The sequence below is a fragment of the Erwinia persicina genome (genome assembly GCF_019844095.1).
Classification (GTDB): Bacteria; Pseudomonadota; Gammaproteobacteria; order Enterobacterales; family Enterobacteriaceae; genus Erwinia; species Erwinia persicina.
Genome location: NZ_CP082141.1, coordinates 3,224,704 through 3,239,794 on the forward strand (window position 1 = coordinate 3,224,704; position 15,091 = coordinate 3,239,794).

Consider the following 15,091-nt stretch of genomic DNA (forward strand, 5'->3'; position numbering starts at 1 on the left):
GGCCTGCTATGTGGAGCTTTTTATTACGGCGTCTGATCGGGGTGATCCCGGTAATAATCGGGCTGTCGCTGATTGTTTTTCTGTTGATGGCGATGATCCCCGGCAACCCGGCACAGGCGCTGCTGGGGGCCTTTGCCACCCCGGAAAACGTCGCCCGCGTCAGCGCCGAGCTGGGTCTGGATAAACCGCTATGGCAGCAGTATTTTATCTGGGTTAACAACCTGCTGCACGGCGATTTCGGACGCTCCTACGTGCTGAATCGCCCGGTGATTGATGAAGTACTGGAGCGTCTGAACGCCACGCTGCTGCTCGGCGGCTGCGCCCTGCTGTTAAGCGTTGTTTTCGGCCTGCTGGCGGGAGTGACCTCCGCCGTACGTCAGTTTGGCTGGGGCGACAGAATCATCACCCTGCTGGTGCTGATCGGCATTTCGCTGCCCTCTTTTCTCATCGGCCTGCTGATGATTATGCTGTTTGCCGTCAGCCTACGCTGGTTCCCGGCCTCCGGGATGTTCGCCATTTACGGCGGCGGCGATGTGCTGGATCTGCTGCATCATCTGACCCTGCCCGCCATCACCCTGGCCATTGTCGCGACCGGGGTGATCGCGCGCCTGACACGTACCGCAATGCTGGAAGTCCTGCGCCAGGACTATATCCGCACCGCCCGTGCCAAAGGCGTCAGCGAGCGCCGGGTGATCTGGCGTCACGCCTTTCGCGTGGCTCTGGTGTCGGTGATCCCGGCCATTGGCATTCAGGCCGGGTTTGTGCTCGGCGGGGCGGTGTATATCGAAACCGTGTTTCAGTGGCCGGGCCTGGGGGCCATGCTGGTTAAAGCGGTCTCCACGCGCGATCTGCTGCTGGTGCAGGGCGGCGTGCTGGTGGCGGCCATTGCCTACGTACTGATTAATCTGCTGACCGACATCGTTCAGGCCTGTCTTGACCCGAGGGTAAAATCATGACTGTTAACACCTCCCCTCCCGCACGACGCACCGGCTGGTCGCTGTTGCTGCATAACCGCCTGGCGGCGCTGGGACTGCTGCTGCTGATTATCACCATCACTGCAGCGCTGCTCGCGCCACTGCTGCCGCTGCCGGACCCGGATGCCACCGATCTGCTTAAACGGCTGGCGCCGCCGCTGACGCCGGGTCATCTGCTGGGCACGGATGCACTGGGACGCGATATGCTGTCTCGCCTGTTGTGGGGTACGCGGGTGTCGGTAGCCGTCGGCCTGAGCGCCACCCTGCTGGCGGCGGTGTGTGGCACGCTGATCGGGCTGATTGCCGGTTACGCCGCCGGGCGCACCGACAATATTTTGATGCGGCTGATCGATATGATCATGGCCTTCCCGTATATATTACTGGCTCTGGCGATCGTCGCCGTCCTCGGCCCGGGGCTGCTGAATGCGCTGTATGCCATTGCACTGGTCAATATTCCTTTCTTTGCCCGCAACGTGCGTGGCCTGACCCTCGGCCTGCGCGAACGCGACTTTATTCAGGCAGCCAGGCTGTCCGGTAAAAACCACACCCAGATCCTGTTAACGGAAGTGCTGCCTAACGTCCTGCCGCTGATTGTCGTCACCCTCTCTACCACTATCGGCTGGATGATTCTGGAAACCGCCGGGCTGTCATTTCTCGGCCTGGGAACCCAGCCACCGGATGCAGATTTAGGATCGATGCTTGGCCAGGGGCGCAGCCAGCTGTTTATCGCTCCCCACGTCGCCCTGGTGCCGGGGGTAATGATCTTCCTGCTGGTGATTGGCTTTAACCTGCTTGGCGACGGCGTGCGCGATCTGCTGGATCCGCGCCTGAAGTCCGGCGCCCTGCTGCGTTCGCAGGCCATGACCACCGTCGACCGCGCGCAGATCCCGGCACGTGCCCACCCGGAGGCGCTGCTGGAAGTGGCCGGTTTACAGGTGGCCTTCAGCCGGGGTCAGCAACGCGTCCCGACGGTAAAAGGCATCAGCTTCCATTTACACGCCGGCGAGTGTCTCGGCCTGATCGGTGAGAGCGGTTCCGGAAAAAGCGTCAGTGCGCTGGCGATTATGGGGCTGGTTGCCTCCCCGCCCGGCGTGATCACCGGCGGTAGCATCTGGCTGGGCAACGAAGAGCTGCTGTCGCTCTCACCGGCGGCCATACAACAGCGGCGCGGCGTACGGGTGGCCTATATATTCCAGGATCCGCTGACATCACTGCACCCGCAGATGCGCATCGGCCAGCAGCTGGTTGAGGCGATCCAGTGCCACCAGCCGCTGAGTGCGGCGGCGGCACGCGCTAAGGCGATTACGCTGCTGGAAGATACCGGTATTCAGCACGCCGCAGAGCGCTTTGATGCCTGGCCGCATCAGCTTTCCGGCGGCCAGCGCCAGCGTGTCGGGATTGCCATCGCCCTGGCTAACGATCCGCAGGTGATTATTGCCGACGAACCGACCACCGCGCTGGACGTGACGGTACAGGCACGCATTCTGGCGCTGCTGAACGATCTGCGCCACAAACGCGGGCTGGCGCTGCTGTTTATCACCCATGACTTTGCTGTGGTCAGCGAGATGTGCGATCGGGTCGCGGTGATGCGTCATGGGGAAATCGTGGAAAGCGGCAGTACCGCCTCGGTACTGCAGGCTCCGCGCCACGACTACACGCGGCGGCTGATTGCCAGCGTGCCGCAGCGCGGCCAGGGCCGGGCCTTCCTGCAACAGATCCGTCAGCTGCACGCGCGGGAGACATCATGAAAAAAGTGATTGAAATACACGATCTGAAGAAAACCTATCACGGCCACGGTGGCTGGTGGCAGCGCAGTGCCTCCGTCGATGCCGTAAAGGGCATCAGCCTGGACCTCTGGCAGGGGGAAACGCTTGCGGTGGTGGGGGAAAGCGGCAGCGGCAAAAGCACCCTGGCACGGATGCTGGTCGGGCTGGAGTCTCCGACTTCAGGCAGACTGACCCTGCAGGGCGAGGATGCCCGCGTTCTGGCGCAGCGCGGCGTTCAGGCCTTTGGCAAAACCATCCAGTATGTGTTTCAGGACCCGGTGGCCTCACTGAATCCGCGCAAAACGATTCAGCAGATCCTCAGCGTCCCGCTGCAGCGCCTGTGCGGCTATCGGGCCAGTGCCTGTCTGCCTCGTCTGCAGCAACTCCTGACGGCGGTCAATATGCCTCACGACGCCCTGCACTGCTATCCGCACGAGTTTTCCGGCGGTCAGGCCCAGCGGCTGGCCATTGCCCGCGCACTGGCCGCAGAAGCCCGGATCCTGGTGCTGGATGAGCCCGTCAGCGCACTGGATGTCTCCGTACAGGCGCAGGTTCTACTGCTGCTGGAGGATCTCAAACAGCAGTTTGGCCTTTCTTACCTTTTTATCAGTCACGATCTGGCGGTGGTGGAATCGATTGCCGACCGCGTGGCGGTGATGAATTCTGGTACTATTGTGGAGTGCGCCGCCACACAAACGCTGTTCAGTGCCCCCGCGCATGAATACAGCCGTCAGCTGCTGGCCAGCGCGCCAGCCTGGCAGGCCACGCCGCCAGGCGTTCAGCCCACTTTCTGATATACAGGTGACCATGTCCTCAGTCTCCACGCCGCCCGATGCGGTAAAGCGTAAGCGAACCGACACCATTATCGATGCCATTAAGCAGAGCATTGTTGATGATAATCTGCTCCCCGGCGATCGTCTGCCGCAGGAGAAGGATCTGATGACCCGCTTTTCTGCCGGAAAGAGTACCGTACGCGAGGCGTTGAAAGCGCTGGAAGCACAGGGGCTGATCCGCACACGTACCGGCCCCGGCGGCGGTGCGTTTATCGACAGTATGCCGGAAGCCCGCGCCATGAGCCTGCTGTCAAACTATCTGTTTACCCGGGAACTGAGCATCAGCCATATCTATGCACTGCGTAAAACGCTGGAGCCCCAGGTGGCGGTCAGCGCCATCGGGCAGATTGACGAAGCCGGTTTTCAACATCTGCATCAGCTGATCCGCGTCTACGATCATGCGCCCGCCAGTGAGCAGGAGCGCTGGGATCAGCGCATGGCGGAGCTGGACTTTCACAGCGTGGTCGCCAGTTATTCCGCCAATCCGCTGCTGGCCTTCTTCTGCCGCTTCCTCCAGCGGCTGCTGAAAGATCTGGCGGTGTGCAAAGATATCTATCAGCAGCCGCAGCCGGTCGATCGCCGCCAGGGGATTGAGTATCAGTATCAGCTGATTGATGCGCTGCGCCGACAGGATGCCCCTGCCGTGGAGCGCATTATGCGTGACCACATGCACCACGCTGAACAGGCGATGCTGACCCTGCAGGCTACGCTGGAAGAACGTTTTTTACGTGACGATAGCTGACTTTACGCTTCGCTTTCTCTGGGGCCGCTATAGTTAAACGATGAATACGATAAAACGACACATAGAAGACCACGGTGTCATTGGCGATTTGCGCACCTGCGCACTGATCGCTACTGACGGTTCCCTCGACTATTTCTGCTGGCCCAACCTCGACAGCCCCTCCATTTTCACTGCCCTGCTCGACAGTGATGATGCCGGGATTTTCAGCCTCAGCCCGGACTGGCCAGATGCCCGCCGGATGCAGATCTACCTGCCCGATACCGCCATCCTGCAAACCCGCTGGCTGGACGATCAGGGGGTGGTGGAAGTCACCGACTATATGCCGGTATGCCAGCGGGAAGATCGCCTGCCGCGCATCATTCGCCGCATTAAGGTTGTCCACGGCACCGCCACCCTTAATCTGCGCTGCGCCCCGGTTCATGATTATGCCCGGGCGGCCACCATGGCCACCCTGCATGACGGGGCGGTAACCTTCCACGCTGACGGCCAGCCCACGCTGCGACTGACGGGCAGGGCTGATTTCGGGCTGGATAAGGCGGCAGCAGTGGCACAATTTACCCTGACGGCCGGCGAGTCGCGCGAGTTTATCTTCGGCGCGGATGAAGATCACCACCTGGATCATGCTAACGAAAACAGCAGTGACACCTGTTTTGATGCCACACTGGCTTACTGGCGGCACTGGAGCGCACAGAGCAGCTATCAGGGCCGCTGGCGGGAAATGGTGACTCGCTCGGCAATCACGCTGAAGCTGCTGACCTCATGGCAACACGGCTCCATCGCAGCAGCCGCGACGTTCGGCCTGCCGGAAGAGCTGGGGGGAGAACGCAACTGGGACTACCGCGCTTCGTGGATCCGCGATGCCTCCTTCAGCATGTATGCCCTGATGCGCCTGGGCTATGTGGACGAGGCGAAGCACTTCACTCACTGGGTGGCGCGCTGCGTGGAGAACAGTCACAGCGACGTGGAAAAACTCCAGATAATGTACCGCCTTGACGGTGGAACAGAGCTGCATGAGAGTGAGCTGCTTAATCTGTCCGGTTATGCCGGTTCCCTGCCGGTGCGCATTGGTAATGATGCATGGCACCAGTCACAGCTGGATATCTACGGCGAACTGATGGATGCCATCTACCTGGCAAATAAATACGGGGAAGCCATTTCCCAGCGCGGCTGGAACCACGTCAGCAGGATGATTGATTACGTTGCTGAACACTGGAACCAGACCGATGCCGGCATCTGGGAGATGCGCGGTGAACCCCAGCATTTTCTCCACTCGCGGCTGATGTGCTGGGTGGCGATGGATCGGGCACTCAGGCTGGGGGAAAAGCGCTCACTGTCGATGCCTGCCGAGCGCTGGGCCGCTGCCCGCGATGCGATCCGCACCGATATCTGGCAGAACTTCTGGCACAAAAATGGCCACTTTGTCGCGACACGCCACGGTGAATTTGTCGATGCCTCCATGCTGCTGATGCCGCTGGTACGTTTCGTCGGCGCGACCGATCCCGACTGGCTGGCGACGCTGGACGTCATTAAAGACAAGCTGGTCAGTGATGGCATGGTGCGGCGCTATAACGTGAGTGAAACCCCGGCTGACGGGCTTCAGGGCGAAGAAGGCGCGTTTGCCGCCTGCTCGTTCTGGTACGTAGAGTGTCTTGCCCGTGCGGGTCGGCTTGATGAAGCACACTTTGAGTTTGAGAAACTGCTAAATTACGCCAATCATGTCGGCCTGTACGCTGAAGAGTTTGACAGCCGGGGACATGCGCTGGGTAATACGCCACAGGCGTTAACCCACCTGGCGCTGATCAGTACCGCTTTCTTCCTTGACCGTAAACTCAGCGGAAAAGATCCACTGTGGCAACCCTGATACCCGCATTTTGCATCGCTGAAAGGGTGGCATTGCAGACAATTTATCGTAAAGATAGTTCAACAGGGAAAATGCTGGTTTCTTCTGGGACCATTATGCACATATAATGTGCAGCCGGTCACAGTTGGCCAGTATTGGGTCGTTTATCAACAGTCTACATGGCGCTACACCTGAAATTACTATGAAAAAGAACATTCGTGCGTTCGTCACCCTGATTCTGGCGGCAGCGGCTTTCAGCCACTCTGCCTTCGCTGTGGTTTACCCGCTTCCGGCCGCGAACAGTCGCCTGATTGGGGAAAATCTGGAAATTACCATCCCGCAGGATAGCAAACTTCCTCTGGAAGCATTCGCGGCTCAGTACCAGATGGGTCTGAGCAACGTGATGGAAGCTAACCCTGGCGTTGACGTCTATCTGCCCAAAGCCGGCAGTAAACTGATCATCCCTCAGCAGTTGATCCTGCCCGACGCCCCGCGCGAAGGTATCGTGATCAACAGCGCGGAGATGCGTCTGTATTACTATCCGAAAGGCACCAAAACCGTTGTGGTTCTGCCCATCGGCATCGGTGAGCTGGGGAGAGATACACCGGTGAACTGGACGACGACGGTTCAGCGTAAAAAAGATGGCCCGACCTGGACGCCAACCAAAAAAATGCATGAAGAGTACGCGGCACGCGGCGAATCTATGCCTGCGGTGTTCCCGGCTGGCCCGGATAACCCGATGGGTCTTTATGCCCTGTATATCGGTCGCCTGTATGCCATTCATGGTACCAATGCCAACTTCGGTATCGGCCTGCGTGTGAGTCACGGCTGCGTCCGCCTGCGTGCGGATGACATCAAATGGCTGTTCGATAACGTGCCGGTGGGAACGCGCGTGCAGTTTATTGACCAGCCGGTGAAAGCCTCGGTAGAGCCAGACGGCTCACGCTACGTGGAGATTCATAATCCGCTGTCGCAGACCGAAGAGCAGTTTGCTTCACGCGAGCCGGTGCCGCTGACATTGACTTCTGCCGTCAATAAAGTGGTTTCTGATGCCAGCGTGAACACCACGGCCATGGAAGACGCGTTGAAATCCCGTTCTGGTATGCCGGTGAAGGTGAATGGTACTGACAACCAGCCTGCTGCTCCGGTGGTTGTGCCTGAGCAGGCAGATGCGCTGCCTGCAGAAACCCCTGCCGCTCCGGCTACGCCAGAAAGTGGCGATGCCGCTGCGCCTGTCACGCCGGCCGCCCCGGAAAATACGGACACTGCGACGCCTGCGGCACCAGCCGCTGCGCCTGCCGGGGCAGAGACCTCAGCGCAGAACGCACCGACACTGACGCAACCCGGCCCGATTTACAGCACGCCGAAATCCTGATCTCCTGCTGTCGATTGCTCAACCCCTGCCCCTCACGGTGCAGGGGTTTTTTATTACCGTATGCGCTGTCTTTCAGAAAAAGATGACAAGCATAATATCTGCCAAAATAATGAAATTTTATTATTAATGCTATTTATCGAAACCGATAACACGCGATATCGTGCAAGTTACCCACATAACACAGCATTAAATGCTTCTCAAAACCGGACGCATTGGACTACCCTTGTCCTCGTGTTAGCACTCTCTTGCTAACGCTCTCGACAACAAATAGGTCTTAGAAAATATCCATTGTTTTCACTACTGTTTACTGGCTAAGTTGCCACTCACCAGTATTCCACCCGGGGGAGGTGATAAACCTTTCCCCGTTTTTTTACTCCCTGTCGCGACGACGCAGTACCAGCCAGGCAGCGACAGCGGTAAAAATTGTCACTAACACCACCAGCAGTAAAAATCCGTGCGGATTTGTTGCCAGCGGCACGCCCCCTACGTTCATGCCAAAGAAGCCGGCAACGAGGTTAATGGGTAGCGCCAGCACGGTGATCAGCGTCAGGGTAAACAGGGTACGGTTGCTCTGCTCCAGCTGTTGGGCAGCAATCTCTTCCTGCAGCAGGCGTATACGTTCCGTCAGCCCGTTAAGATCGTTCAGCACCACGGTAAACTCCTCGGTGAACTGGCGCAGTTCCTGGACAACATGCTGATGAAGCCAGCCGGGCGGCCGGTTAATCAGACGAAACAGCGCCGCCGGTTCGGGTGCCAGCAGGCGCTGAAAGCGCAGCAGCGTGCGGCGCAGACGCCCGAGCTCACTGCGGTTACTTTTAATATGCTGCCCGAGCAGCCGCTCTTCTATCTGATCCACGTACTGGTTAGACTGCCGCACTATCAGCGCCAGCACCTCTTCCTGTTCCGCCAGCAGCTGGGTCAGCAGGCCGGTGGAGGAGCGCAGCCCCAACGTATCCAGCTTGGCAACAAGCCGCTCAACCAGGCGCAGCGGCTTAAAACGGGCGCTCACCACCAGCCCGTCGCGACACCAGATCCACAGCGTGGCGCTTTCATCGCTGGTTTCACGGGCGTTAAAGGCCACATCATTCAGCACCGCCATCAGGGCATCGTTCTGCGGTTCAATGCGGGTACTGTGCGACCCCTGCTGGATCTCATCAAAAAAATCATCATCCACGTCGAAATGCGTTTTCAGCCAGCGTGCCGCCGCCGCGTGGTTAAGATTGACGTGCAGCCAGAGAAAACTGCCCTCCTCTGGGCCTCCGCTCCACGCTTCACAGGACTGCTGTACCGTCAGGCTTTCCGGTGCCAGACCATCGGTAAAACGGTAGCCGTAAATCAGGCCCGACACATCGTCACTAAAGTCAGGTTTTTGCCGGAGTAACGGCAGGTGTTGCGTCATCGTTTTTTCCGGTATGAGCACGTTATCGCGATGCTCCTATCCTGCCGCAGCCTGATGACCGTTTTGTTACCAGCCGCACCGCGTTTAAAAATATCCCGCAACGACGTCATTGTTCTGTCACATAACCTGCGTATCACCGAGTGTGGTTATCCCCTGTCCGACTTCTGCCGCTTAGCCGATGCCAGTGAGGTTATATGAGTGATAATGCCGCCCTGCAACGAGGCCAGCCCGCCCGCCCCGTTTATCCTGAAAACAGCCGTCGTTCGGTGATCATTTTTCTGCTGCTGTTAATCCTCGGTATCGCCTTTGCCGGGGTCAATCTGTTTAACGATGTCAGCGACTCCGGCGCAACCTTTACCAGCTATGTGCCTTTTTTGTTACTGGGTATGGCGCTGCTGATCGCGCTTGGCTTTGAGTTCGTCAACGGCTTTCACGATACCGCCAACGCTGTGGCCACCGTGATTTATACCCACTCGATGCCCCCGGGACTGGCGGTGGTGTGGTCCGGTTTCTTCAACTTTCTTGGCGTGCTGCTCTCCAGCGGCGTGGTCGCCTTCGGCATTATTTCCCTGCTCCCGGTGGAGCTGATCCTGCAGGCCGGAACCGGGGGCGGTTTTGCCATGGTCTACGCCCTGCTCTTTTCCGCGATTATCTGGAATCTGGGGACCTGGTGGTTCGGTCTGCCCGCCTCATCATCGCATACGTTAATCGGGTCGATCATCGGCGTGGGGGTGGCGAACGCCCTGATCCATGGTCGTACCGGCACCAGCGGTGTGGACTGGGGCCAGGCGCTGAAAGTCGGCTATGCGCTGGTTCTGTCGCCGGTTATCGGTTTTGTCTGTGCCGCCGCGCTGCTGCTGTTAATGAGAAAAGTGCTTAAAAATCGGGCGCTGTACACGGCACCTGAGGGTAACAAACCGCCCCCGGGCTGGATCCGCGGGCTGCTGATCCTCACCTGCACCGGGGTCTCCTTTGCCCATGGTTCAAACGACGGGCAGAAAGGCATGGGCTTGATTATGCTGATCCTGGTCGGCACGATGCCGATCGCTTACGCCCTGAACCGGTCGATTCCGGCAGACCACATTCCTCAGGTGGCTGCACTGGCAACGGTCACGCAGCAGGAGCTGCGCGCACTGACGCCGGATCAGACTTCCAGTATTTCCCCGCGTGAGGTGCTGACGGAATATGTGCGCACCGGGACCCTCGTTCCCGCCGTGCTACCGGCACTGGCAGATTTAACCGGCCGCATCGGCCAGCAAATTCGCCAGTACGGCGCGGTGGATAAGATCCCGGCGCAGGCAGTATCCAATACCCGTAATGATATGTACCTGACCTCAGAAGCCATTAAGCATCTTAAAAGCGACGAAAAGGTGCAAATCCCTGAGCAGACCCGACACAACCTGGATGCGTTCAGGGGCGAGCTGGACAATGCCACCCGCTACATCCCGTGGTGGGTGAAGGTGGTGGTGGCGATAGCCCTCGGGCTCGGCACCATGGTCGGCTGGCGGCGTATTGTCACCACTGTCGGTGAAAAAATTGGTAAGACTCACCTGACCTATGCACAGGGGGCCAGTGCAGAACTGGTGGCGATGACCACCATTGGCGCGGCCGATATCTTTGGTCTGCCGGTTTCGACCACGCATGTCCTCTCCTCCGGCGTGGCGGGGACGATGGCGGCTAACCGATCCGGCCTGCAGATGTCCACGCTGCGCAACCTGATGATGGCCTGGATACTGACCCTGCCCGTTTCCATTTTACTTTCGGCCAGCCTGTACTGGCTGTTTACCCATTTCTAACCGGGAGATGATGTATGGCTATGCAAGGTAACGATTTCTCATCTGAGACCTTTCACCACCGCTTACTGCAGGATTTTTACGACAGCTACGATGAAGAGCTGGAAATGGAGCTGGACGACCTGCGCTTCGGCAGTGAAGAGAAAATGGAGCCAGACGAAAAAGCCTGGCGTAAGCACTATTTCCGTGAACTGCTGCGGCTGCAGGGCGAGCTGGTGAAAATGCAGGACTGGGTGATGCGCACCGGTCACCGCATGGTCATTATCTTTGAAGGCCGCGATGCCGCAGGCAAAGGCGGGGTGATAAAACGCATCACCCAGCGCCTGAATCCGCGCACCTGTCGCGTTGCCGCCCTGCCCGCCCCGAACGATCGCGAGCGTACCCAGTGGTACTTCCAGCGCTATATTGCTCATCTGCCGGCGGCGGGTGAAATGGTGCTGTTCGACCGCAGCTGGTACAACCGCGCGGGGGTGGAACGGGTGATGGGTTTCTGCAACGAGCAGGAGGTGGAAGAATTTTTCCGCAGCGTGCCGGAGTTTGAAAGAATGCTGACGCGCAGCGGCATTCAGATCGTCAAATACTGGTTTTCCATCACCGACGAAGAGCAGGAGCTGCGTTTTCTCAGCCGCATTCACGACCCGCTTAAGCAGTGGAAACTCAGTCCGATGGATCTGGAGAGCCGCCGCCGCTGGGAAGAGTACACCGAGGCCAAAGAGGTGATGCTGTCGCGCACCCACATTGACGAAGCGCCATGGTGGGTGGTTCAGGGCGTGGACAAGAAAAAGGCCCGTCTGAACTGCATCAGTCATTTACTGCGCCAGGTGCCGTATGAGGACAGTGAAATAAAACCGATTACCCTGCCCGTACGCGAACGCAGCGAGGACTATCACCGCGCCCCGGTACCCAACGAGATGATCGTGCCGGAAGTCTATTAACCCTGGCGGGGCAACGCACGGTTGCCCCTTTTTACAGGTCGCAGCGGCTTGAAAAGTGATGGTCTTCCTACAGAAAAATACCTTACGCAGTCGATGCCAAACGGCGGGAGAGGATTCTGATTAGTGTGATGAGGTCATCACACAGGGAGAACCCACCATGAGATTTCATAATAAGGTTGCTATTGTCACCGGCGGGGCCAGCGGTATTGGTGCCGCAACCGTCACCCGCCTTGCCAATGAAGGTGCCAGCGTAGTGATTGCCGACCTCAATGACAAAGCGGGCCAGGCCTTCGCTCATCAGCTGACCGGGCAGGGATACAGCGTGCTGTTTGTTCATACCGACGTCACCGACCCGGCGCACAATGTGCAACTGATCGAAAAGACAGTGGCCCACTTTCACAGGCTGGATCTGGTGTTTGCTAATGCCGGCATCGACATCGACGCCCCGGCAGATCGTCTGGCGGTGGAACACTGGCAAAAAACCATTGATGTGAATCTGACCGGCGTCTTTCTGCTGAACCAGGCGGCTATCCGTTACTGGCTGGGGCAGCAGCAAACGGGGATCATCGTCAACTGTGGTTCGATTCACAGCTGGGTAGGCAGACACGGACTGACCGCTTACAGTGCGGCAAAAGGAGGCGTCCGGCTGCTGACCAAAACCTTGTCCAGCGACTACGCGGCGCACGGGATCCGCATCAATGCGGTGTGTCCCGGCTATATTGACACGCCGCTGCTGGAGAATCAGAGCGCAGAGGAAAAAAAGATCCTGCAGAAACGGCATGCTATTGGTCGCTTTGGCCGGCCGGAAGAAGTGGCCAGCGTGGTCGCGTTTCTGTTCAGCAACGACGCGTCATTTGTTAGCGGCGCGGCGCTTCTGGTGGACGGAGGCTATGTCGCGCAGTGATGCGCCAGGTGGGTTGACCGGGCAATCAGGTCAACCCTGCCCCTCGATTGCGCTAATCACCTGCGCAATCTCTGCCGAGGTTTGCTGCATCCTGACCTGCATAAACAGATCGGTCGCTTCGCTGTACTCTTTACGCAGATACCCCAGCCACTGTTTGATGCGCGCCATATGGTACAGACCGGTATCGCCCTGCTTCTCAAGCCTGACGTATTTTTGCAGCAGTTGCACCACCTGCGGCCACGGCATTCGCGCTTCGTTATATTTAATTACCCGGCTGAGGTTAGGCACATTGAGTGCCCCGCGTCCGATCATCACCGCGTCACAGCCCGTCGCCGCCATGCAGTCCTGTGCGCTCTGCCAGTCCCAGATCTCGCCGTTGGCGATCACCGGAATGGACAGCCGCTGACGAATATCGCCTATCGCCGCCCAGTTGATGGCCTCCGCACGGTAGCCGTCCGCTTTCGTACGGCCGTGTACGGCGAGCTCTGTCGCGCCGGCCTGCTGCACCGCATCGGCAATTTCAAACTGACGTGCGCCAGAATCCCAGCCCAGGCGAATTTTCACCGTCACCGGCAGGTGAGCAGGCACCGCCGCACGCATGGCCTTCGCGCCCTGATAAATCAGTTCGGGGTCTTTTAACAGCGTGGCACCGCCGCCGCTGCCGTTAACGGTTTTCGACGGACAGCCACAGTTGAGATCTACGCCCCAGGAGCCAAGCTCCACGGCACGGGCAGCATTCTCCGCCAGCCACTGCGGATACTGACCCAGCAGCTGGATACGCACGCGGGTACCTGACGGCGTGCGGCTGTCATGATCAAGTTCGGGGCAGAGACGCTGAAAACATTTCACCGGCAGGAGTGCATCCACCACCCGCAGAAATTCGGTAATACAGAGGTCGTAGTCGTTAACGTCGGTCAGCAGTTCACGCACCAGCGAATCGAGAACGCCTTCCATCGGGGCAAGTAATACGCGCATGGTAAACCTGTGGAGAGTGAAAAACAGGGGGAGGCGGGCGCCTCCCCCCGATCAATTAGCCGTTGTTACTTGGCGTAGAACGGCGCGGACGGGTTTTGTTGACGCGCGGTGCGCCAGCGTTGCCGCCTTCAGGACGGGCACCGCGTGCGGCACCAGTGCTGCTGCCGTTGGCATTGCCCTGACGACGTTCGCCGCTGTTGCCGCCACCGCCGTTACCGCTACGGTTGCCGCTGGCGCTGCGATCGCCGCTGCTGTTGCTACGCTGGCCTGGTGCGCCGCGACCGCGTCCACCGCCGCCACCGGCACCGCCACGCTGCTGCTGGCGACCGTTAACGATCGGTTCCGCTTTGATGCTCGGGTCGGGCTCATAGCCTTCAATCGCCATACGTGGGATTTCACGCTTCAGCACACGCTCGATATCACGCAGCAGCTTCAGCTCATCGACACAGACCAGCGACAGCGCTTCACCTACCGCCGCCGCACGACCGGTACGCCCGATACGGTGAACATAGTCTTCCGGTACGTTTGGCAGCTCGTAGTTAACCACGTGTGGCAATTCTTCAATGTCGATACCACGGGCGGCGATATCGGTCGCCACCAGCACACGAATTTTGCCTTCTTTAAAGTCGCTCAGTGCGCGGGTACGTGCACCCTGGCTCTTATTACCGTGGATCGCTGCGGCAGTAATGCCGTCTTTGTTCAGCTGTTCGGCCAGATGGTTAGCGCCGTGTTTGGTGCGGGTAAAGACCAGCACCTGCTGCCAGTTATCACGACCAATCAGGAAAGATAACAGCTCACGCTTACGCTTTTTATCCACCATATGCACATGCTGCGTCACCTGCTCAGAAGCGGTGTTGCGGCGGGCCACGGAGACCTGCTCCGGGTTGTGCAGCAGTTTTTCCGCCAGGATTTTGATCTCATCAGAGAAAGTGGCGGAGAACAGCAGGTTCTGACGCTTAGCCGGCAGTTTTGCCAGCACGCGACGGATATCGTGGATGAAGCCCATATCCAGCATACGGTCGGCTTCATCAAGGACCAGGATTTCAACCTGTGACAGGTCGAGTGCATTCTGGTGCTCAAGATCCAGCAGGCGACCCGGGGTCGCGACCAGTACATCCACACCGCCACGCAGCTTCATCATCTGCGGGTTGATGCTGACGCCACCAAAGACGACCAGCGAACGCATATCCAGATACTTACTGTATTCCTGCACGTTTTCGCCCACCTGAGCCGCCAGTTCGCGGGTCGGGGTCAAAATCAGTGCGCGCACCGGGCGACGGCCCTTCGGGTGCGGGTTGTTGCTGCTTAACAGCTGCAGCAGTGGCAGAGTAAAGCCTGCCGTTTTACCGGTACCGGTCTGAGCGCTGGCCATCAGGTCGCGGCCTGCCAGTACGACCGGAATGGCCTGACGCTGGATTGGCGTCGGCTCGTTGTAGCCCTGTTCTGCAACAGCGCGCAAAATATCGGCATTAAGGCCGAGAGAATCAAATGACATAAAGTTGACTGACTCCGGATCCGCCCTGACCGCATAGCGGTGTAGTTTCCAGGGGGAGAG

Annotated in this window: 12 protein-coding genes; 9 read left to right on the forward strand and 3 right to left on the reverse strand. The window is 58.8% G+C overall.

The window, feature by feature from the left end; genetic code table 11:
- The first annotated feature begins 8 nt into the window (after window positions 1–8).
- From K6L24_RS14760 to K6L24_RS14785, 6 genes are all read left to right on the forward strand, one after another.
- Window positions 9–956: an ABC transporter permease gene (locus tag K6L24_RS14760; protein ID WP_062746525.1), complete on the forward strand. Its 948-nt coding sequence runs from the start codon at window positions 9–11 to the stop codon at window positions 954–956.
- Complete coding sequence (locus K6L24_RS14765) at window positions 953–2,722, forward strand: dipeptide/oligopeptide/nickel ABC transporter permease/ATP-binding protein (protein WP_222681607.1); 1,770 nt, start codon at window positions 953–955, stop codon at window positions 2,720–2,722. Before K6L24_RS14760 ends, K6L24_RS14765 begins: the two co-directional genes overlap by 4 nt.
- The gene (locus tag K6L24_RS14770) at window positions 2,719–3,534 is read left to right on the forward strand and encodes an ATP-binding cassette domain-containing protein (RefSeq protein WP_187509566.1); all 816 of its coding nucleotides are present in this window, start codon (window positions 2,719–2,721) and stop codon (window positions 3,532–3,534) included. The genes K6L24_RS14765 and K6L24_RS14770 overlap by 4 nt, the downstream gene beginning before the upstream one ends.
- Window positions 3,535–3,547: 13 nt before the next feature.
- Window positions 3,548–4,315 (forward strand): FadR/GntR family transcriptional regulator, encoded by a 768-nt coding sequence (locus K6L24_RS14775; protein ID WP_062746518.1) that lies wholly within the window; start codon window positions 3,548–3,550, stop codon window positions 4,313–4,315.
- A 40-nt stretch (window positions 4,316–4,355) separates the two neighbouring features.
- Window positions 4,356–6,176, forward strand: coding sequence for a glycoside hydrolase family 15 protein (locus K6L24_RS14780; protein WP_222681608.1), 1,821 nt, complete (start codon window positions 4,356–4,358; stop codon window positions 6,174–6,176).
- A gap of 181 nt (window positions 6,177–6,357) precedes the next feature.
- Window positions 6,358–7,530, forward strand: a complete 1,173-nt coding sequence (locus K6L24_RS14785; protein ID WP_062746513.1) for a L,D-transpeptidase family protein — start codon at window positions 6,358–6,360, stop codon at window positions 7,528–7,530.
- 370 nt (window positions 7,531–7,900) lie between these two features.
- Here K6L24_RS14785 and K6L24_RS14790 read toward each other — a convergent pair whose 3' ends face one another.
- Window positions 7,901–8,929, reverse strand: coding sequence for a CorA family divalent cation transporter (locus K6L24_RS14790; RefSeq protein WP_062746510.1), 1,029 nt, complete (start codon window positions 8,927–8,929; stop codon window positions 7,901–7,903).
- Window positions 8,930–9,123: 194 nt separating this feature from the next.
- Between K6L24_RS14790 and K6L24_RS14795 the strand changes: the two genes are divergently transcribed.
- The 3 genes from K6L24_RS14795 to K6L24_RS14805 all read left to right on the forward strand — a co-directional run bounded on the left by K6L24_RS14795 (window position 9,124) and on the right by K6L24_RS14805 (window position 12,561).
- Window positions 9,124–10,725 (forward strand): inorganic phosphate transporter, encoded by a 1,602-nt coding sequence (locus K6L24_RS14795; RefSeq protein WP_118664404.1) that lies wholly within the window; start codon window positions 9,124–9,126, stop codon window positions 10,723–10,725.
- Window positions 10,726–10,739: 14 nt separating this feature from the next.
- Window positions 10,740–11,657: a polyphosphate kinase 2 gene (gene ppk2 / locus K6L24_RS14800; protein ID WP_062746503.1), complete on the forward strand. Its 918-nt coding sequence runs from the start codon at window positions 10,740–10,742 to the stop codon at window positions 11,655–11,657.
- 157 nt (window positions 11,658–11,814) lie between these two features.
- Window positions 11,815–12,561, forward strand: a complete 747-nt coding sequence (locus K6L24_RS14805; RefSeq protein ID WP_062746500.1) for an SDR family NAD(P)-dependent oxidoreductase — start codon at window positions 11,815–11,817, stop codon at window positions 12,559–12,561.
- A 30-nt stretch (window positions 12,562–12,591) separates the two neighbouring features.
- Here the strand turns inward: K6L24_RS14805 and dusC are convergent, their stop codons facing one another.
- On the reverse strand, window positions 12,592–13,536 hold the full coding sequence (gene dusC, locus K6L24_RS14810) for a tRNA dihydrouridine(16) synthase DusC (RefSeq protein WP_062746498.1): 945 nt from the start codon (window positions 13,534–13,536) through the stop codon (window positions 12,592–12,594).
- 55 nt (window positions 13,537–13,591) lie between these two features.
- Window positions 13,592–15,031, reverse strand: a complete 1,440-nt coding sequence (gene rhlE / locus K6L24_RS14815; RefSeq protein ID WP_062746496.1) for an ATP-dependent RNA helicase RhlE — start codon at window positions 15,029–15,031, stop codon at window positions 13,592–13,594.
- Between the last annotated feature and the right edge of the window lie 60 nt (window positions 15,032–15,091).